The organism is Streptomyces sp. NPDC050504, assembly GCF_044458065.1.
In the GTDB taxonomy this organism is placed as follows: Bacteria; Actinomycetota; Actinomycetes; order Streptomycetales; family Streptomycetaceae; genus Streptomyces.
Window position 1 is genome coordinate 340,649 of record NZ_JBITHO010000008.1, and the last position, 18,739, is coordinate 359,387.

Below are 18,739 nucleotides of genomic sequence, written 5' to 3' on the forward strand. Positions count from 1 at the left end.
CATCGGAGCGGAAGGGGGCCCCGGTGATTCTGCCGTGGGACGGCGACGACGCGGCGCCGCAGGACCTGACCCCCGTCGAACGGCGGATGTGGCAGGCGTTCAAGGCGGGCGAGACCCTCGACCTGCGCACGGGCGACCCGGTCCTCGACGACCCGTTCTCGGCCCGGCCGTGGCCCGACGGGCACAGCGTGCGGGCGCTGACCGTCGCCCGGCTGATGCTGGACGGCCCGCCGGCCGACTCGGGGAAGGTGTCGGCGGTGAAGCTGCGGGGCGCGCGGATCACCGGCCGCCTGGACGTGGCGGGCGGCACGGTCGCGCCGTACGTGGAGTTCACCGGGTGCCGCTTCGACGAGGAGGTGGTGATGCCCGAGACGCGGTTCACGACGCTGCGGATGGCGTCCTGCGCGCTGCCCAGGTTCGAGGGCTCGCGGCTGCACACCGAGGGCGACCTGCACCTGCCGCGCTGCCGGGTCGCGCGGGGCATCCGGCTCAACGACGCGCACATCGGCACCGACCTGCTGCTCAACCAGATCGACATCAGGCCGAGCCGCCGCGGCCAGGCCGTCACGGCCGACGGGCTGACCGTCGCCCAGGACCTCCAGGCGGAGCTGATCGAGGCGTACGGCGAGGTGAGCCTGCGCGGGGCGAAGGTCGGCGGTTCGCTGAGCCTGCGCGGCAGCAGGCTGCGCGCGTCCGACGGGCGGCGCGCGCTGAACGCCCCGCAGCTGACCGTGGAGCGCACGCTGTACATGACCGGCGCGGCGCTCGGCGAGGACTTCGCGCGGGCCGGGGCCACCCCGCCGTACGGCATCGGCAACGCGATCACCCCGGCGCGCGGCACGCCGAGGGCCAGGACGCGGCCGCTGGAGTGCAGGGGCGGGGTGCGGCTGGACGACGGGCGGTTCGGGGACGCGGTGGACTTCCTGGAGTCGCGGTTCGTGCTGGCGCCGGGCGAGGAGCTGTCGCTGCGCCGGATCGTCACGCCGGAGCTGCGGTTCGTGGGCGAGCGGCCCGAGGAGGGCCGGGTGGTGCTGAACGGCGCCAAGGTCGTCACGCTGGTGGACCTGGAGCCGAGCTGGCCCGGCCCCGGCGGGCTCGCGATGGGCGGGTTCGTCTACGAGAACCTGGTGCCGTACGGGCACTTCCCGCTCTCGCGGCGGCTGGACTGGGTGGCCGCGGCGACGCCGGAGTTCAATCCGGAGCCGTACGAGCGGCTGGCGGCGGTGCTGCGGGCGAGCGGCGAGGACGCGGACGCCCGCGAGGTGCTGCTGGCCAAGCAGCGCAGGCGGCGCGAGACGCTGCCGCCGGCGGCGAAGCTGTGGGGGTACGTCCAGGACTGGACGGTGGCGTACGGCTACAAGCCAGGGCGGGCCGCGGTGTGGATGGCGGTGCTGTGGGCGGCGGGGGCGGTCGCCTTCTCGCAGTACGACCCGGGGACGCCGATGGGGGGCGGACAGCCGGAGCGGAGCGCGCCGCTGTACGCGCTGGACCTGTTGATCCCGGTGATCGACCTCGGCCAGGAGGCGTACTGGCGGCTGGACGGCGGCTGGCAGTGGCTTTCGACGGCGCTGATCCTGCTGGGATGGATTTTGGCCACTACGGTGGCGGCGGGGGCGTCGCGACTGCTGCGGCGGAGCTGACGGCGCCCGCTCCCCCGTTGATCGTCCGGCTGAACGGGCTGATCACTTTCAGCCAGAATCCCGCGCCGCCTTTACGCTTTCTTGACCTTTCGGCGTACAACCATTCCACCTCCTACCAAAGCTTCACAGATCCCTACTGGCGCGCCCCTCACCTGCGGTTTTCAATGGTCCGCACCATGTCATTCCTCCGCGCCCTGAGGCGACTGCGACAGCTCGGATGGCACACCCCGGAACCGGCCTCGGGCCTGCCCTCCCGGAACACCGGCGACACCGCCGGCGCCCCGGCTTCCGGCACCCCCGACGAGGCGGTCCTGCTCGACGCGCCCGACGCCCGCCTCTCGCCGGCGCTCGTCGCCGCGGCGGCCGCCGACCACGCCCCCGTCGCGGCGCTCCTGGCCGCCACCAGGGAGGCCGCCGAGTGGGAGAACCGCGACCGCTACGTCTCCCGCCTCGCCGCCTTCGCCCAGTGCCGCGACGACTGGCTCGCGGGCTGGCTGGCCGCGGCCCCGCGCGATCCGGACGCGCTCCTGGTCAAGGCGGAGCTGGCCGTCCGCAGGGCCTGGGACTCCCCCGCCCGCGCGGAGCGGCTGCGCGAGATCGCGCCGCTCATCGACGCGGCGGCCGAAGCGGTGCCGCTGGACCCCGTGCCGTGGCGCATCGCGCTGGACCACGCGCGCGGCACGCACGCCACGCACACCGCCTTCGAGACCCTGTGGGAACAGGCCGTCCGCCGCGCCCCGCACCACTACGGCTGCCACGTCGCCGCGCTGAAGTACCTCTCGGCCCAGTGGTACGGCTCGCACCGCGAGTGCTTCGACTTCGCCGAACAGGCCGCGCACGACGCCCTGCCCGGCTCGCTCATCCAGGCGCTGCCGGTGCGCGCCGCCTTCGCCCAGTACCTCGCGGGCGACGGCCCCGTCGGCTCCGTCCAGCAGGAGCGCATCGACGAGGCGGCGGACCTGGCGATCGCGCTGTCGGCTGAGTACGCGGCCGGCGACCCGTGGCCCGCCGAGGTGCGCAACGTCCTGGTGCAGGTGCTGCTGCGGCGCGAGCGCTGGGCGGACGCGCTGGAGCAGTTCGAGCGGATCGGGCCCTGTGCGACGTCCTTCCCGTGGACGTCGGTGACGGACGATCCGCTCGCCGCGTTCCTCGAAGCGCGCACCGCGGTGCGGCTCAGGGTCGCGTCCGCGATGGCGCTCCGCGGGAGGGCCGCCCGGCACCGGCCCAGCGGCCATTACGCTTGACCGCTGTGACCACCGCACGCCTCCCCCTGTTCCCGCTGAACACGGTGCTGTTCCCGGGTCTCGTCCTGCCCCTGAACGTCTTCGAGGAGCGGTACCGCGCGATGATGCGCGATCTGCTGAAGACCGCGGGCCCGGACTCCGACGAGCCGCGCCGCTTCGCCGTGGTCGCGATCCGCGACGGCCGCGAGGTCGCGACGACCGCGCCCGGCCTGCCCGACCCGACCGCGCTCCCCGAGCGCGGCCCCGCGGCCGGCTTCGGGCCCGACCCCATCCAGGCGTTCCACCGGGTCGGCTGCGTCGCCGACGCCGCGACGATCCGCGAGCGGACCAACGGCGGCTTCGAGGTGCTGGCCACCGGGACGACGCGGGTCAAGCTGCTCTCCGTCGACGCGGACGGCCCCTACCTCACGGCCGAGCTCGAAGAGCTGCCCGAGGAGCCGGGCGAGGGCGCGTCCGCGCTCTCCGAAGGGGTGCTGCGGGCCTTCAGGAACTACCAGAAGCGGCTGGCGGGCGCGAGCGAGCAGACGCTCACCACGGGTGCGGAGCTGCCCGACGACCCGTCGGTCGTCTCCTACCTGGTGGCGGCGACGACCGTGCTGGACACGCCGTCCAAGCAGCGGCTGCTCCAGGCGCCGGACACCGCGACGCGGCTGCGCGAGGAGCTCGCGCTGCTGCGCTCGGAGACGGCGGTGATCCGCCACCTGCCGTCGCTCCCCGCGGTGGACCTCACCAGGTCCCCCACGAGCCCGAACTAGCCCGAACCCGTACGCAGGTGGTCATGGCGAAGAAGCAGAAGCAGCAGTCCAACGGCACCCCCGCGACGGTGGTGCTCACCGCGGCGAACGTGGTGCACACCGTGCACGCCTACGAGCACGACCCGTCCGTCGCCTCCTACGGCGACGAGGCCGCGGCCGCCCTCGGCGTGACCCCCGAGCGCGTCTTCAAGACGCTGGTGGCCGACGTGGACGGGCAGCTGACCGTCGCGGTCGTGCCGGTCGCGGGCCAGCTGGACCTCAAGGCCCTCGCGGCGGCGGTCGGCGGCAAGCGCGCGGCGATGGCCGACCCGGCGGCGGCGGAGCGCACCACGGGGTACGTCAGGGGCGGCATCTCCCCGCTCGGGCAGCGCAAGCGGCTGCGTACGGTGCTGGACGCGTCGGCCGCCGAGCACGCGACGATCTGCGTGTCGGCGGGGCGCAGGGGGCTTGAGGTCGAGCTGGCCGCGGCGGACCTGGCGGCGCTCACGGGGGCGACGCTGGCTCCGATCGCGCGCGGGTAGCGCGCGGGGGGTCGACGGGGCGGGGTCCCTCGGCTAGGACCGTAGGAACGGTCCGGTTTCGTGGAGGGGGTTGCCGCCCATGTCCAAGAAGACCCGCAAGCGGAAGTGGCGCCTGAGGAAGAACCGCGCCAACCACGGCAGGCGCCCCGCGTAAGGGGGCGCCCTGCGGCCCGGCGGCGGGCTGATCGCGCAGTTCCCCGCGCCCCTGAAGGGGCGCGGGGAACTGCGCGAGGGTGGGGCAGATGCCGCACGTACCCACCCCGCGCGACGGGGTCCGGAAGGGGAGCCGCCCTACCCCTTCGGGGCCTCCGGGGCCGGGCCCGGGTCCGGAGCCACCCACACGGGCTCGGGATCACGCGGCCCGAACAGCGCCGTCACCCCCAGGTGCACCACCATCGCCGCGACCGGCCACGCCAGCACCGCCCCCCGCGCCCGAAGCTCCAGGGGCGCGTCGAACACCACCCCCTTGCCCACCTCCCGCGCGTGCGCGACGACGTCGGACGTGGGCCCAAGCGACACCCCGAGCCACCACGCGAGCAGCGACCCGAGCAGCCCGCCGAGCGCGAGCCCCGCGACCACGCCGACCCCGCCGCGCCGCCGGAAGAGGAAGACGGCCACCGCGGTCACCGCGCCGAAGGCGAGGCCGAGCAGCACGAACGTGCCGTCCGCCCCGATCGCCTCCTCGCTCTCGGTGTCCTTGAGGAAGACCGCCCGGTCGTCGGAGACGAGCGGCACCCGGGGCGCCAGCCACAGCCACAGCAGCCCCAGCACGACCCCGGCGAAGGCGACCGCCAGCATGACCAGCAGGGAGTCCCGCAGCTCTTCCTTGACGTCGAAGCGCTCGTCGCCGTCCTTGGTGCCGGGCCACCCCTGGTGGCCGAGCTCGTAGGCGCCCAGCCCGGCGGGCGGCGCCTGCCAGGGGTCGTCGTTGGAGGGCTGGTGAGGAGGTGTCAGGGGTGCGGTCACCCTGACATCGTGCCAGGCGCCCAGGACGGCCGCCTCACCGGACCGGGACCGTCGCCCAGTCCCCGTACCCGTCCCCGTACCGGCGGCCGGTGACCGCCGCCCGGCGCGACCGCACCGGGCCGCGACCGCCTCAGACACAGGCTCTCAGCGCACCGCCGCCCTGCGGTACGCCCAGGTCGCCACCGCCAGGGAGACCACGCCCACGCCCGCGCAGACCGCGAGGTCGAGGCCGACCGCCGCCCAGTCGGGGCTCGGCCCGAACGTCCTGGCCAGGGCCTCGACCCCGTACGTGGAAGGCAGCAGGTCGCGGGCGAGCGCGATCGGCGCGGGCATCCGCTCGGCGGGCAGCACGCCCAGCAGCAGCGCGGCGGACATGCCCAGCTGGCCCAGCAGCGTGGCGAGCTCCTGGCGCGGCGCGAGCAGCCCGAGCGCCGCGCCGAGACCGGAGAGCGCCGCGCCCGCGAGCGGGACGACCGCGGCGAGCACCCACAGGTGGGCCATCGGCAGGTCGAAGAGCACGCTGCCCACGACGGCCGTGACGACCGTGCCGGGCACGGTGAAGGAGGCGTACGCCGCCGCCGCGCCGAGCACCACGGCCGCGGGCGGCACCGGCAGCGTCGCGTAGTGGTCGAGGCCGCCGCTGGCCCGCAGCTGCCCGAAGTACTGGGCGAGCAGGTTGAGCGCGACGAAGGCGACGACGAGGACGGCGGACCCGGCGACGACCGCCCGCGCCTCGCTGCCCCCGTCCACGACCCCGCGCATCAGGATCATGATCCCGATCGACTGGAAGGTCGCCACGAAGAGCAGCGGGATGCGGGCGACCCGGGCGCGCGAGAGCTGCGCCCGGTAGACCGCGCCGAGCGCGGGCAGCAGCCGCGCCGCGGGGGCGAGCGGCGCCGGCAGCGCCCGGCCCTCTTCGGCGGGCGCCGCGCCGACCGCTTTTCCGGTAGTTCCCGTCACGTTCCGCGCCCCCGTCGTGGAGGCCGCCTCAGCGGGCACCACACTCACGCCTTCACCAGACCCTTCGTCGCGTCACCGGCGTTCCCGCCCAGCGCCAGGTACACGTCCTCCAGGCTCGGCGTCGCCAGGGTGAAGTCGTCCAGCGCCGCGAACGCCGCTCCCCCGGTCACCGCGGCGACCGCGGCCCGTGCCTCGTCCGCGCCCAGCCGCAGCACCCAGCGCCGCCCCGACTCCTGCGCCGATGGGCGCAGCGCGGCGACCTCCGGCACGTCGAGCGGCGCCCTGTCGCGCCACACCAGTTCCACCCGTACCTCTCCCGCGACCTGTTCCTTGAGCCCGGTGGGCGTGTCGCAGGCGATCACCCGGCCGCGTTCGAGCACGGCCACCCGGTCCAGCACGGTCTCCGCCTCGATCACGTTGTGCGTCACCAGGAGCACGGTCGCGCCGCGCTCGGCCCGCCGCCGGTCGACGGCCGCCCACACCGCGCGCCGCGCGACGGGGTCCATCCCGGTGGTGGGCTCGTCGAGGATCAGCACGGGCCGCTCCCCGACGAGGGCGGCGGCGAAGCAGGCGAGCCGCCGCTGGCCGCCGGAGAGCTTCTTCAGCGGCCTGGCGGCCAGCTCGCCGATGCCCAGCTCGTCCAGGACTGCGTCCCGCTCGGCCCGCGCGTCGCGCGCGGTGAGCCCGCGCAGCCGCCCGGTGGTCTCGGCGGCGAGCGCGACCGTCAGCTCGTCGAGCGCGGTGGACTCCTGCCCGAGGTAGGCGACGAGCCGCGCCGCGCGCTCCGGATGGCGCACGAGGTCGTGGCCGAGCAGGTCGACGGTGCCCGAGTCGGGGCGCATCAGTCCGGTCAGCTGGCGCACCAGCGTGGACTTGCCCGCGCCGTTGGGCCCGAGCAGCCCGAAGATCTCACCGCCGCGCACGTCGAGGGACACGCCGTCGGTGGCCCGCACCTCGGGCGTCCCCGGCGCCCCGCGCCGGCCGCGCGCGGCCGGGTACGTCTTGACCAGATCCCGCACCACGCACACCGTACTCACGAGGGACGAGCCTACGCCGCTCGCCGGGCCTACTCCCCCGCGGGGGCGTGCTCGGCCGCCGCGCGGACGTCGATCTCGCGCCAGAATCCGGCCCTGATCGCGTACCTGTCGTGCTCGTCGATCTGGTCGTCCTTGTGGGCGAGGAGGCCGAACCTGGCGGCGTAGCGCAGCAGCTCGCCGTCGATGCGGTGCGGGATGCGCGGATACATCGTCGCCAGTTTCTGCAGGTGGACGGTTTCCGGCAGGCGTTCCATCCAGCGGCGGGCGAAGACCTGGCCGACCTCGAAGGGGTCGCCGCCCACCGTGGTGATGTCCTCCTCGCGGTCGGCCCAGCGCTGCTCGGCGCTGGTGAGCTGGGCGAGGGTGGGCAGCGACGCGGTCTCGGGCGGCTCGCCGAGGGCGCCGCCGTTGCCGGGGCGCTCGATCCAGCCCCGGTCGGACGACCAGCGCAGGGTGGTCGTGCTGGGGGGCTGGGGGGCCGCGGGGGCGCCGGGGCCGCGCAGGCCGGCGAGGTCCTTGGGCGTGGGGACGCCCTTGCCGCCGGGGGCTCCCGGGGGGCCGGGCACCGGGGCCGCGGGGGCCTGCGGAGCGGGGGCGGTGCCGTTCGTCCTGGCGGGCGCCCCGGCCCGCACCGCGGCGGCCTGGGCCTCGGCGGCGCGCTCGGCGGACGCGGCGAGGGCCGCTTCGGGCAGGGGGGCGGAGAGGATCGCGGCGATCTCGGGGCGGGGCGCGGGGGGCGGGGCGCAGGGGCCCGTGTGGTCCTTGGCCCGTACGGCCTTGGTGATCCACTCGCGGTCCAGGACGCGCCGCTCGTCGGCCTCGGCGACCAGGTCCTCGGACTGGTTGTAGTCGCCGTCGGCGGCCTGCACGGCCCACAGGTGCACCGCGACGCCGTGCTCCTTCGCCGACATCAGACCGGGCAGCAGGTCGCCGTCGCCGGTGACCAGCACGACGTCGGAACAGGCGCGGTTGCGGGCCAGCTCGGTCAGCTCGGCGTGCATGGCCGCGTCGACGCCCTTCTGGGCCCAGCGGCCGTCGGAGCGGGTCAGGGCGCCGAGGCGGACGGTCACCCGGGGCATCACGCGCAGCCGCCGGTGCTCGGGCTGCGGTACGCGGTCGGGGGCGCCGTCGAACCAGTAGATGCGCAGGAGCGGCTGCTCGGTGTCGGCCTCGGCGCGCTCGCGCAGCCCCTGGATCAGCGCGGCGTGGTCGACGGTGATGCGGGAACGGGCAGGCTCTCCTGCGAGCAGGCTCGCGGCGGCGCCCAGCAGGTAGCCGGCGTCCACCAGGACGACGCAGCGGTCCACGCGCTCCACCCTCTTCCGGGAATTGGGTAACGGGAAGTGCTTCGGAAAATTGGTTTCCCTGGAGTCTGCCCGACCGCGCGATGCTTAACGGCCGGAACTCGATCATCGGCGTGGCGAATCGGCCGAAGTATCCGCCGCACACGCTGAGTGATGATCCAAAATGCGGCGGTTCGGCCGCTATGTGAGTCTGGCCGTGGCCCTGGCCCCTAGATCCCCTTCAGGAGGCGTCCGCTATGGCCAAGAACAAGAACCGCAAGCAGGGCAACCAGCACAACCGCGGTGCGGGACCGCCGCAGGACTCGAAGTCGTCCGCGCTGGAGGCGCAGTCGCAGGCGCAGTCCCAGGCACAGGGCAGCCCCGCGGACGTCGCCCGCAAGCACCAGCGGCGTTTCGGCCACAACTGAGATCAGGGCCCTTGACCGAAAGAGTCGGCTGAAGGAACGGAAACGCAGAAGAGAAACGCGAAAAGTGAGGGGCGCCCCGTGACGACGGGGGCGCCCCTCACTCGTGTCCCGGGCCGTTCGGCCCGTCGGCTCAGCCGGCCAGGCAGGACGGGCCGAGCAGCACCTTCAGGTCGCCGAAGAGGGCGGGGTCGGCCGTGACCCGGTGCCGGTCGAGCCTGAGAACGGTGGTCTTGCGGGGGCCCTGGAGCTTGATCCGCACCTCGGTGTTGCCCTTGTGGTGGCTGAGGATCTCGCCGAGGCGGCTGACCATGGGCGGGGTGACCTTCACCGTCGGGATGGTGAGGACGACGGGGGCGTTGGTGCCCGCCGACGACAGGTCGGGGACCATCAGCTCCATCGCGACCAGGCGCGGGATGTCCTCGCGCTTGTCGAGGCGGCCCTTGACGAAGACGACCGTGTCCTCGACCAGCTGGGTGGAGACGAGCTGGTACGTCGCCGGGAAGAACATGCACTCGATGGAGCCCGCCAGGTCCTCGACCGTGGCGATGGCCCAGGCGTTGCCCTGCTTGGTCATCTTGCGCTGGAGGCCGGAGATGATGCCGCCGATGGTGACGACCGCGCCGTCGCTGTGCTCGCCGCCGGTGAGCTGGGAGATCGCGGCGTCCGACTTGTCGCTCAGCACGTGCTCGATGCCGAAGAGCGGGTGGTCGGAGACGTACAGGCCGAGCATCTCGCGCTCCTGGGCGAGCAGGTAGGACTTCTCCCACTCGATGTCGGAGAACTCCACGTCGAGGCCGAAGCCCGGCTCGCTGGTCTCCTCCTCGCCCATGCCGCCGAAGAGGTCGAACTGGCCCTCGGCCTCCTTGCGCTTCACCGCGACCACGTTGTCGATCATCGGTTCGTGGTGCGCGACCAGGCCCTTGCGAGTGTGGCCCATCTCGTCGAAGGCCCCGGCCTTGATCAGGGACTCGACGGTGCGCTTGTTGCAGACGACCGCCTCGACCTTGTCGAGGAAGTCCGGGAAGGAGCTGTACTTCCCCTTCGCCTTGCGGGACTTGATGATCGAGTCGACGACGTTCTGGCCGACGTTGCGCACGGCGGTGAGGCCGAAGAGGATCACGTCGTCGCCCTGGGCCGCGAAGTTGGCCTGGGACTCGTTGACGTTGGGCGGGAGCACCTTGATGCCCATGCGGCGGCACTCGTTGAGGTAGACGGCCGACTTGTCCTTGTCGTCCTTGACCGAGGTGAGCAGCCCCGCCATGTACTCGGCGGGGTGGTTCGCCTTGAGGTACGCGGTCCAGTAGGAGACCAGGCCGTACGCGGCGGAGTGCGCCTTGTTGAAGGCGTATCCGGCGAAGGGGACCAGCACGTCCCACAGGGACTGGATGGCCTCGTCGCTGTAGTTGTTCTTCCGGGCGCCGGCCTGGAAGATCGTGAAGTTCTTCGCCAGCTCCTCGGGCTTCTTCTTGCCCATCACGCGGCGGAGGATGTCGGCCTCGCCCAGGGAGTACCCGGCGATGATCTGGGCGGCCTTCTGCACCTGCTCCTGGTAGACGATCAGGCCGTAGGTGACCGCGAGCACCTCTTCGAGCGGCTTCTCCAGCTCGGGGTGGATCGGCGTGATCTCCTGCTGCTTGTTCTTGCGCAGCGCGTAGTTCGTGTGGGAGTTCATGCCCATCGGGCCCGGCCGGTACAGGGCCGACACGGCGGAGATGTCTTCGAAGTTGTCGGGCTTCATCAGCCGCAGCAGCGAGCGCATGGGGCCGCCGTCGAACTGGAAGACGCCGAGGGTGTCGCCGCGCTGGAGCAGCTCGAAGGTGGCCGGGTCGTCGAGCGGCAGCGCCAGCAGGTCGAGCTCGATGCCCTTGTTGGCCTTCACCATCTTGACGGCGTCGTCCATGATGGTGAGGTTTCGCAGGCCAAGGAAGTCCATCTTCAGCAGGCCGAGCGACTCGCACTGGGGGTAGTCCCACTGCGTGATGGTCACGCCGTCGGTGTGCCGCACCCAGATCGGGGCGTGGTCGACGATCGGCTCGCTGGACATGATCACGCCTGCCGCGTGCACGCCCATCTGCCGGACCAGGCCCTCGACGCCCTTGGCGGTGTCGATGACCTTCTTGACGTCCGGCTCGTTCTCGTACATCCCCCGGATCTCGCCCGCCTCGCTGTAGCGGGGGTGCTTGGGGTTGGTGATGCCGTCGAGGTCGATGCCCTTGCCGAGGACGTCGGCGGGCATGGCCTTGGTGAGGCGGTCGCCCATCGCGTACGGGTAGCCCAGCACGCGCGCGGAGTCCTTGATGGCGTTCTTCGCCTTGATCTTTCCGTACGTGCCGATCATGGCGACCTTGTCGGCGCCGTACTTCTCCGTCACGTACCTGATCACTTCGACGCGCCGACGCTCGTCGAAGTCGATGTCGACGTCGGGCATCGAGATGCGCTCGGGGTTCAGGAACCGCTCGAAGATCAGGCCGTGCGGGATCGGGTCGAGGTCGGTGATGCCCATGGCGTACGCGACGATCGAGCCGGCCGCCGAGCCTCGGCCAGGTCCCACCGCGATGCCCTGCTTCTTGGCCCACATGATGAAGTCGGCGACCACGAGGAAGTACCCGGGGAAGCCCATCGAGATGATCGTGTCCATCTCGTACTCGACCTGCTTCATGCGGTCGTCCGGGATCCCGCCGGGGAAGCGGCGGTGCATGCCGCGCATGGTCTCCTCGCGGAACCAGGAGACCTCGGTGAAGCCCTCGGGGATGTCGAACTTCGGCATCAGGTTGCGCTCGACGAACATGCCGTCGGTGTCGACCTGCTCCGCGACCAGGAGGGTGTTGCGGCAGCCCTCCTGCCAGGCGTCCGAGGAGTCGATGGCGTACATCTCGTCGGTCGTCTTGAGGTAGTAGCCGGTGCCGTCGAACTTGAAGCGGTCCGGGTCGGAGAGGTTCTTGCCGGTCTGGATGCACAGCAGGGCATCGTGCGCCGTCGCCTCGTGGGCGTAGGTGTAGTGCGAGTCGTTCGTCACCAGCGGCGGGATGTTCAGCTTCTTGCCGATCTCCAGCAGCCCGTCGCGGACCCGGCGCTCGATCTCGATGCCGTGGTCCATCAGCTCCAGGAAGTACCGGCCCTCGCCGAAGATGTCCTTGTAGTCCGACGCCGCCTGGAGGGCCTCGTCGAACTGGCCGAGGCGCAGCCTGGTCTGGAGCTCTCCCGAGGGGCAGCCGGTGGAGGCGATCAGCCCCTGCGACCACTGGGAGATCGTCTCCTTGTCCATCCGGGGCCACTTCTGGAGCCAGCCCTCGGCGTACGCGTCGGAGGAGAGCTTGAAGAGGTTGTGCAGCCCCGTGGCGTTCGCCGCCCAGATCGTCTTGTGGGTGTAGCCGCCGGAACCGGAGACGTCGTCGCGCTTCTGGTGCGGCTGGCCCCACAGCACCTTCCGCTTGTGCTTGCGCGACTCCGGGGCGACGTACGCCTCGATGCCGATGATGGGCGTCACACCGGCCTTCTTCGCGGAGTGGAAGAAGTCGTACGCCCCGTGGAGGTTGCCGTGGTCGGACATGGCGATGTGCGTCATGCCCATCTCGTTGCACGCCTCGAACATGTCCTTGAGCCGCGCGGCACCGTCCAGCAGCGAGTACTGGGTGTGGACGTGGAGGTGCGTGAAGGGCGGCTTGGTCACGGTGGTGTGCCTCCGGGAAAACGGGGGGTGACTGGCTGCGGGCAGTCTGGGGGGACAGCGTGGAAGTCTACGTCGGCCGACTGACAGACGACGGGCACTCGGGAGTACCGTCGCGCGTTGGAGGGGACGAGGAACCTGTCCCTTTTGTCATGTACTCGCGTCAGCTACTCGCGCGGCCCGTCCGCGCACCTGGAGGCACCAGCGATGTCGGTCCCGCAGCCCACCGCCGAAGAGCGCGGTGAGCAGATCCTCGCCGTCTTCGACACCGCCTTCGGCGAGCTCCTGGCCGCCGATCCGGCCGCCTTCCGGGTCAAGTTCCGCAAGATGGCCGGTTCCGCCTTCGCCTTCTACCGGGGCACCGCCTGCCTGTTCTACGCCGACCTGGCGGACGAGCGGCGCGGCGGGCCCTACCTGGACGAGCGCACCTCGCGGGTCTGGATCCACGGCGACCTGCACGCCGAGAACTTCGGCACGTACATGGACGCCCAGGGCCGGCTGATCTTCAACGTCAACGACTTCGACGAGGCGTACGTCGGCCCCTTCACCTGGGACCTCAAGCGCTTCGCCGCCTCCCTGGCCCTGGTCGGCCTCGCCAAGGCGCTCAGCGACGACCAGATCTCCGAGCTGGTGCGGATCTACGCCGCCGCCTACCGCGAGCGGATCCACGACCTGGCGACCGGCGCCAAGGACGACGAGGTGCCGCCCTTCACGCTGGACACCGCCCGGGGCCCGCTGCTGCACGCCCTGCGCTCGGCCCGCTCGCGCACCCGCTTCGGGCTGCTGGACTCGATGACCGAGATCCGCGACTTCGAGCGCCGCTTCTCCTCCGGCGGCGGCGCCATCGACCTGGACGCGGCGACGCGCTACAAGGTCCTGGCGGCCTTCGACGGCTATCTGGAGACCCTCCCGGAGTCCAGCCTGTCGCGCCCCGACTCCTACCGCGTGAAGGACGTCGTGGGGCGGCGCGGCATCGGCATAGGGTCCGCGGGCCTGCCCTCGTACAACATCCTCCTGGAGGGCAACAGCGACGCCCTGGAGAACGACGTCGTGATCTACCTCAAGCAGGCGCAGACCCCGGCCGTCTCCCGGCACGTCACGGATGCCGCCGTCCGCGACTACTTCCAGCACGAGGGGCACCGCACGGTGATCTCCCAGCGGGCGCTCCAGGCGGACGCCGACCCCTGGCTGGGCTGGACGGAACTGGACGGCGCGGGGCAGCTGGTCGCCGAGGTCTCGCCGTACGCGGTGGACCTGGACTGGTCGGACATCGACGACCCGGAGGAGATCGCCTCGGTCGTCGCCGACCTCGGCAGGGCCACGGCCACGATGCACGCGGCGGCGGACGCCGAGAGCGGCCACAGCGAGCTGGTGCCCTTCTCGACCGAGCGCGCCATCGACGCGGTGCTCGCCGCCGACTCCGACGACGGCGAGGCGTTCGGGGACCTGCTGGTCGACTTCGCGCACGCGTACGGCGCCCGCGCGCGCCGCGACCACCAGATCTTCGTGGACCTGTTCCGCAACGGCCGGATCCCGGGTCTGCGGTCAACTTCTCACCTGTAGGTCTGCTTCACAGGCGGGCATGGCACACTCTGGCGCGATGGACATATCAGGGACTCGGCTCAGGGCGGTTCGCGCGGCGCTGTTCACAGCGCTCGTCGTGACGCTTTCGGCTGCCTCCCACGTGCTGCTCTCGCAGGTCCCGCTGCCGCTGACCGCGGTCGCCGCGCTCGCGGGCGGCGTCTTCGCCGTCGCGTACGCGTTGGCGGGCCGGGAGCGCGGCTTCGGCGCCATCGCCGGGCTGCTCGTCCCGCTGGAGCTGGCCGCCGACACGGTCTTCACCACGGGCCAGCACGTCTGCTACGGCCCCTCAGGGGGGCCGATAGCGGGCTCGCTGCGCGCGGTCGGCGTCGACGTGCTGTGCAACGGCGGCCCCGCGGTCGGCACCCCGTTGGCCGGGGTCGCCGCGGGCGACGGCACCGCGGCCGCCCTGATCGTCTCGCCCGACCCGGCCGTGCCCTGGCTGCTGCTCGCCGCCCACGTGTCGGTCGGGCTGCTGGCCGCCGCCTGGCTGCGGCGCGGCGAGGCGGCGCTGGCCGGGCTGGTGCGCGCGGTCGCCGCCTTCGCCTTCCGGCCGCTGCTGATCGCGGTGGCCGTCGCGGGCACGGTCGGGCGCGCCGGGCTCCGGCCCGTGCGGCCCGCCGGGCGCGGCCCGCTGGCCGCCTCGCGCACCCGGCTCCTCGTGCACTCCGTGGGACGGCGCGGACCGCCGCGTACGGCGCTCGCCTTCGCGTGAGCCCCGAGCACCGCGGTACCCCACCCCCACTTTTCACACACGGAGAACGATCATGAGTGCACGCAACAGCCAGGCGAACAAGGCAGCGGCCCGCGAGCGGCTGCGCGCCGAGCGCGAGATCCAGGCCAAGAAGGACAAGACCCGCCGCCAGATAGTCGTGGCCGCATCCGTCGTCGGTGTCCTCGCGGCCGCCGGCGGCATCGGCTTCCTGGTCATGGAGATGAACAAGCCCGAGGCATGGGAGAAGGCCAAGGACGCCAAGGTCGTCCAGCCGAAGAACTCCACCGGCGAGAACGGCACCACGGTCGTGATCGGCAAGCCGACCGCGAAGAAGACCCTGGAGCTGTACGAGGACGCGCGCTGCCCGATCTGCTCCACCTTCGAGCAGGCCAACGGCGAGCAGATCAAGAAGGACGTCGACGCCGGCAAGTACAAGATCCAGTTCATCGGCGCCACCTTCATCGACCGGATGGCCACCGGCGAGGGCTCGCGCAACGCGCTGAGCGCGCTCGGCGCCGCGCTCAACGTCAGCCCCGAGGCGTTCATGGAATACAAGGGCGCCCTGTACTCCGCGAAGTGGCACCCGGAGGAGCGCGACGACAAGTTCAAGAAGGACTCGTACCTCATCGAGGTGGCCGAGACGGTCCCCTCCCTCAAGGGCAACGCCGACTTCAAGAAGGCCGTCGAGGACGGCACCTTCGACGCCTGGGCGCTGAAGATGTCCGCGAAGTTCGACGGCAGCGGCGTGCAGGGCACCCCGACGCTGAAGATGGACGGCAAGGCGGTCACCGCGCCCGGCGGCGAGAACGCGCCGATGAGCCCGGCCGACTTCAACACCGCGATCACCGCCGCGCTGAAGAAGTAACGCCCCGGGGCACACCGCCGAAAGGGCGGGGGAACATCTCGTCGTTCCCCTGCCCTTCTTGGCTACTCGTCAGTACTGTGCGCGCGTGACCAGTCGATACGATTCTTCGCCTTCCCGCCGCACGGTCGTGAAGGCCGCTGCCGCCACCGCCGTCGTCGCCGCTCCGCTGTCGGCCGCGACCGCCGTCGCCGCCCCCGCCGAAGTTCCCGTCTTCCAGCACGGCGTCGCCTCCGGCGACCCGCTGCCCGACGGGATCCTGCTGTGGACCCGGGTCACGCCCAGCGCCGACGCGGTGCCCGGCTCGGGACAGGGCCCCGACGCCGCGGTGGGCTGGGAGGTCGCCGAGGACCGGGAGTTCACCCGGGTCGTCGCGCACGGCACCGCCCTCGCCACGGCCGCGTCCGACCACACCGTGAAGGCGGACGTGCGGGGCCTGCGCCCGGCCGCCTCCTACTACTTCCGCTTCTCGGCCGGCGCCGCCCTCTCCCCCGTCGGCCGGACCCGCACGGCCCCCGCGCCCGACGCCGCGACGCCCGGCGTGCGGTTCGGCGTGGTCTCCTGCGCCAACTGGGAGGCCGGCTACTTCTCCGCGTACCGCCACCTCGCGGCCCGCGCCGACCTGGACGCGATCCTCCACCTCGGCGACTACATCTACGAGTACGGGAGCGGCGTCTACCCCGCGGCGAAGTACACCGTGCGCCGGCACCAGCCGCAGCACGAGATCCTGAACCTCGCCGACTACCGGCTCCGGCACGCCACCTACAAGACGGACCCCGACCTCCAGGCGCTGCAGGCCGTCCATCCGGTCATCGCCATCTGGGACGACCACGAGATCGCCAACGACGCCTGGTCGGGCGGGGCCGAGAACCACACGCCGGGCACCGAGGGCGACTACGCGGCCCGCGCGGCGGCGGCCAAGCAGGCGTACTTCGAGTGGATGCCGGTCCGCGCCTCCACCGAGGGCACGGTCTACCGCAGGCTGCGCTTCGGCAAGCTGGCCGATCTGCACCTGCTGGACCTGCGCTCCTTCCGCTCGCAGCAGGCGAAGACGGGCAACGGCTCGGTGGACGACCCGGAGCGCACCATCACCGGGCGGGCGCAGCTGGACTGGCTGAAGGCCGGGCTCGCCTCGTCCGACGCCGCGTGGCGGCTGGTCGGCACCTCGGTGATGATCTCGCCGGTCGCCTTCGGCTCGCTGCCCGCGCACCTGCTGGAGCCGCTGGCCGAGCTGCTGGGGCTGCCCAAGGAGGGCCTCGCGATCAACGTCGACCAGTGGGACGGCTACACCGACGACCGCAAGGAGCTGCTGAAGCACCTCACGGACCGGGGCATCCGCAACACGGTGTTCCTGACCGGCGACATCCACATGGCGTGGGCCAACGACGTGCCGGTGAAGGCCGCGACGTACCCGCTGTCGGCCTCGGCCGCGACCGAGTTCGTCGTCACGTCGGTGACCTCGGACAACCTCGACGACCTGCTGCACGTCGCGCCCGACACGCTGTCGCTGGTCGCCGAGACGGCGATCAAGGGTGCCAACCGCCATGTGAAGTGGCTGGACATGGACGCCCACGGCTACGGCGTGCTGGACGTGACGGCCGAGCACTCGCAGATGGACTACTACGTGCTCTCGGACAAGAAGAAGCAGGACGCGACGGTGAAGTGGAGCCGTTCGTACCGCACCCGGAGCGGAACGCAGAAGGTCGAGCGGGTGAACCAGCCGGTGCTCTGACGGTGTCCTGGCGCTTTCCTGACGCCATGACAGGGTCGATTTTCAGCCAACCCGGCCCTTGTTAACGGAAGATCACAGAGTGACGGCGGGTGGTGTCGTCCGGGGGTTCGAATCCGGACACACCACCCGCCGTGGTATCGGCCTGCGTTACGTGTAGATCTCACACCCCGGAAGCAGCCGGAAATTTTCTTCCCGATGCCCCCATTCGCTCCCCGGATGATTGGGCTTGATCACTGCTCAACGGCGCCTGACATGGCCACGTAATCTCCCGGCGGCGGCGAGGTTTTCCTCCCCTCCAGACCCTCAGCTAGGAGACCCCCATGCGCGTGCTCGCCCGAATCTCCCGGATATCCCCCCGTATGCGCCACCGTGCCATCGGTACGGCCCTGGTGGCCGGAACTCTCGCTTTCGCACCGTTCTCCGCCCCCAGCGGCTCGTCCTCCACCGCTCCCCTGGCGAAGGCCGCCGCCACCGCCGACGAGTGTGCCGACACCGAAGGCGCGACCTCGGCCACCGCCCGCGAGGCCCGCCCCGGCGGCGCCCACGTGAACGAGCCCAACGAGGTTTCGGCCACCAAGGCCAAGGCGATGGACGCCGACCTGAAGAAGAGACTGGAGGCGAAGCGCGCGAGCGGCCGCTCCGCCCTGGCCGCCGGCGGCACCATCCCGGTCTACTTCCACGTCGTCCACGACGGCGCCACCGGCAAGCTCACCGCCACCGACATCGCCAAGCAGCTGGCGGTCCTCAACGCCGCGTACGCGGGGCAGGGCAGCGGCAACACCGACACGGGCTTCCAGTTCACCCTGGCCGGCACCGACTACACGGACAACGCGTCCTGGTACAACCTGGCCTCCGGCTCCACCGCCGAGAAGAACATGAAGAACACGCTGCGCAAGGGCGGGGCGAACGCGCTCAACTTCTACACCGCCAAGCTCAGCGGCGGCCTCCTCGGCTGGGCCACCTTCCCCAGCTCCTACAAGTCCAGCCCGAAGATGGACGGCGTCGTCGTCCTGGACTCCTCGCTGCCCGGCGGCTCCGCCGCCAACTACAACGAGGGCGACACCGCGACCCACGAGGTCGGCCACTGGATGGGCCTGTACCACACCTTCCAGGGCGGCTGCAGCGGCAGCGGCGACTCCGTCGCGGACACCCCGGCCGAGAAGACCCCGGCCTACGAGTGCCCGACGGGCCGCGACTCCTGCACCAACAAGACCGGCGTCGACCCGATCCACAACTTCATGGACTACACGTACGACAACTGCATGACCCAGTTCACCCCGGGCCAGGTCACGCGCATGAACGACCACTGGACCGCCTACCGCGCGGGCTGACGCCGGACGGGCGGACC

General features: G+C 71.9%; 15 protein-coding genes. 10 read left to right on the top strand and 5 right to left on the bottom strand.

Going from position 1 to position 18,739, the window contains the following annotated elements; genetic code table 11:
- The first annotated feature begins 23 nt into the window (after positions 1-23).
- The 4 genes from ACIBNE_RS29695 (at position 24) to ybaK (ending at position 4,160) form a co-directional block, all read left to right on the top strand.
- Complete coding sequence (locus ACIBNE_RS29695; protein ID WP_399276896.1) at positions 24-1,640, top strand: oxidoreductase; 1,617 nt, start codon at positions 24-26, stop codon at positions 1,638-1,640.
- 176 nt (positions 1,641-1,816) lie between these two features.
- The gene (locus ACIBNE_RS29700) at positions 1,817-2,884 is read left to right on the top strand and encodes a hypothetical protein (protein WP_399276898.1); all 1,068 of its coding nucleotides are present in this window, start codon (positions 1,817-1,819) and stop codon (positions 2,882-2,884) included.
- 5 nt (positions 2,885-2,889) lie between these two features.
- Positions 2,890-3,639 (top strand): LON peptidase substrate-binding domain-containing protein, encoded by a 750-nt coding sequence (locus ACIBNE_RS29705; protein WP_399276900.1) that lies wholly within the window; start codon positions 2,890-2,892, stop codon positions 3,637-3,639.
- Between the two features lie 23 nt (positions 3,640-3,662).
- On the top strand, positions 3,663-4,160 hold the full coding sequence (ybaK, locus tag ACIBNE_RS29710; protein WP_399276902.1) for a Cys-tRNA(Pro) deacylase: 498 nt from the start codon (positions 3,663-3,665) through the stop codon (positions 4,158-4,160).
- Between the two features lie 291 nt (positions 4,161-4,451).
- Here the strand turns inward: ybaK and ACIBNE_RS29715 are convergent, their stop codons facing one another.
- The 4 genes from ACIBNE_RS29715 to ACIBNE_RS29730 all read right to left on the bottom strand — a co-directional run bounded on the left by ACIBNE_RS29715 (position 4,452) and on the right by ACIBNE_RS29730 (position 8,439).
- Positions 4,452-5,126: an ABC transporter permease gene (locus tag ACIBNE_RS29715; protein WP_399276904.1), complete on the bottom strand. Its 675-nt coding sequence runs from the start codon at positions 5,124-5,126 to the stop codon at positions 4,452-4,454.
- 144 nt (positions 5,127-5,270) lie between these two features.
- On the bottom strand, positions 5,271-6,086 hold the full coding sequence (locus ACIBNE_RS29720) for an ABC transporter permease (protein ID WP_399276906.1): 816 nt from the start codon (positions 6,084-6,086) through the stop codon (positions 5,271-5,273).
- A gap of 44 nt (positions 6,087-6,130) precedes the next feature.
- Positions 6,131-7,114: an ABC transporter ATP-binding protein gene (locus ACIBNE_RS29725; protein ID WP_399277171.1), complete on the bottom strand. Its 984-nt coding sequence runs from the start codon at positions 7,112-7,114 to the stop codon at positions 6,131-6,133.
- Between the two features lie 38 nt (positions 7,115-7,152).
- A complete protein-coding gene (locus tag ACIBNE_RS29730; RefSeq protein ID WP_399276908.1) occupies positions 7,153-8,439 on the bottom strand; it encodes an NYN domain-containing protein in 1,287 nt (428 codons plus the stop codon).
- Between the two features lie 224 nt (positions 8,440-8,663).
- Between ACIBNE_RS29730 and ACIBNE_RS29735 the strand changes: the two genes are divergently transcribed.
- Positions 8,664-8,834, top strand: coding sequence for a hypothetical protein (locus ACIBNE_RS29735; protein ID WP_399276910.1), 171 nt, complete (start codon positions 8,664-8,666; stop codon positions 8,832-8,834).
- Positions 8,835-8,964: 130 nt separating this feature from the next.
- On the opposite strand, the gene dnaE is transcribed toward ACIBNE_RS29735, so the two are convergent.
- A complete protein-coding gene (gene dnaE / locus ACIBNE_RS29740; protein ID WP_399276912.1) occupies positions 8,965-12,504 on the bottom strand; it encodes a DNA polymerase III subunit alpha in 3,540 nt (1,179 codons plus the stop codon).
- A gap of 204 nt (positions 12,505-12,708) precedes the next feature.
- Here dnaE and ACIBNE_RS29745 point away from each other — a divergent pair, with 204 nt between their 5' ends.
- The 5 genes from ACIBNE_RS29745 (at position 12,709) to ACIBNE_RS29765 (ending at position 18,722) form a co-directional block, all read left to right on the top strand.
- Positions 12,709-14,064: a DUF2252 domain-containing protein gene (locus tag ACIBNE_RS29745; protein ID WP_399276914.1), complete on the top strand. Its 1,356-nt coding sequence runs from the start codon at positions 12,709-12,711 to the stop codon at positions 14,062-14,064.
- A 37-nt stretch (positions 14,065-14,101) separates the two neighbouring features.
- Positions 14,102-14,797: a hypothetical protein gene (locus ACIBNE_RS29750; protein ID WP_399276916.1), complete on the top strand. Its 696-nt coding sequence runs from the start codon at positions 14,102-14,104 to the stop codon at positions 14,795-14,797.
- Between the two features lie 52 nt (positions 14,798-14,849).
- On the top strand, positions 14,850-15,662 hold the full coding sequence (locus ACIBNE_RS29755; RefSeq protein WP_399276918.1) for a thioredoxin domain-containing protein: 813 nt from the start codon (positions 14,850-14,852) through the stop codon (positions 15,660-15,662).
- A gap of 85 nt (positions 15,663-15,747) precedes the next feature.
- Positions 15,748-17,391 carry an alkaline phosphatase D family protein gene (locus ACIBNE_RS29760; RefSeq protein ID WP_399276920.1) on the top strand — a complete coding sequence of 548 codons (1,644 nt, stop codon included), beginning with the start codon at positions 15,748-15,750 and terminating at the stop codon, positions 17,389-17,391.
- 359 nt (positions 17,392-17,750) lie between these two features.
- Positions 17,751-18,722 carry a zinc metalloprotease gene (locus tag ACIBNE_RS29765; protein ID WP_399276922.1) on the top strand — a complete coding sequence of 324 codons (972 nt, stop codon included), beginning with the start codon at positions 17,751-17,753 and terminating at the stop codon, positions 18,720-18,722.
- The last annotated feature ends 17 nt before the right edge of the window (positions 18,723-18,739 follow it).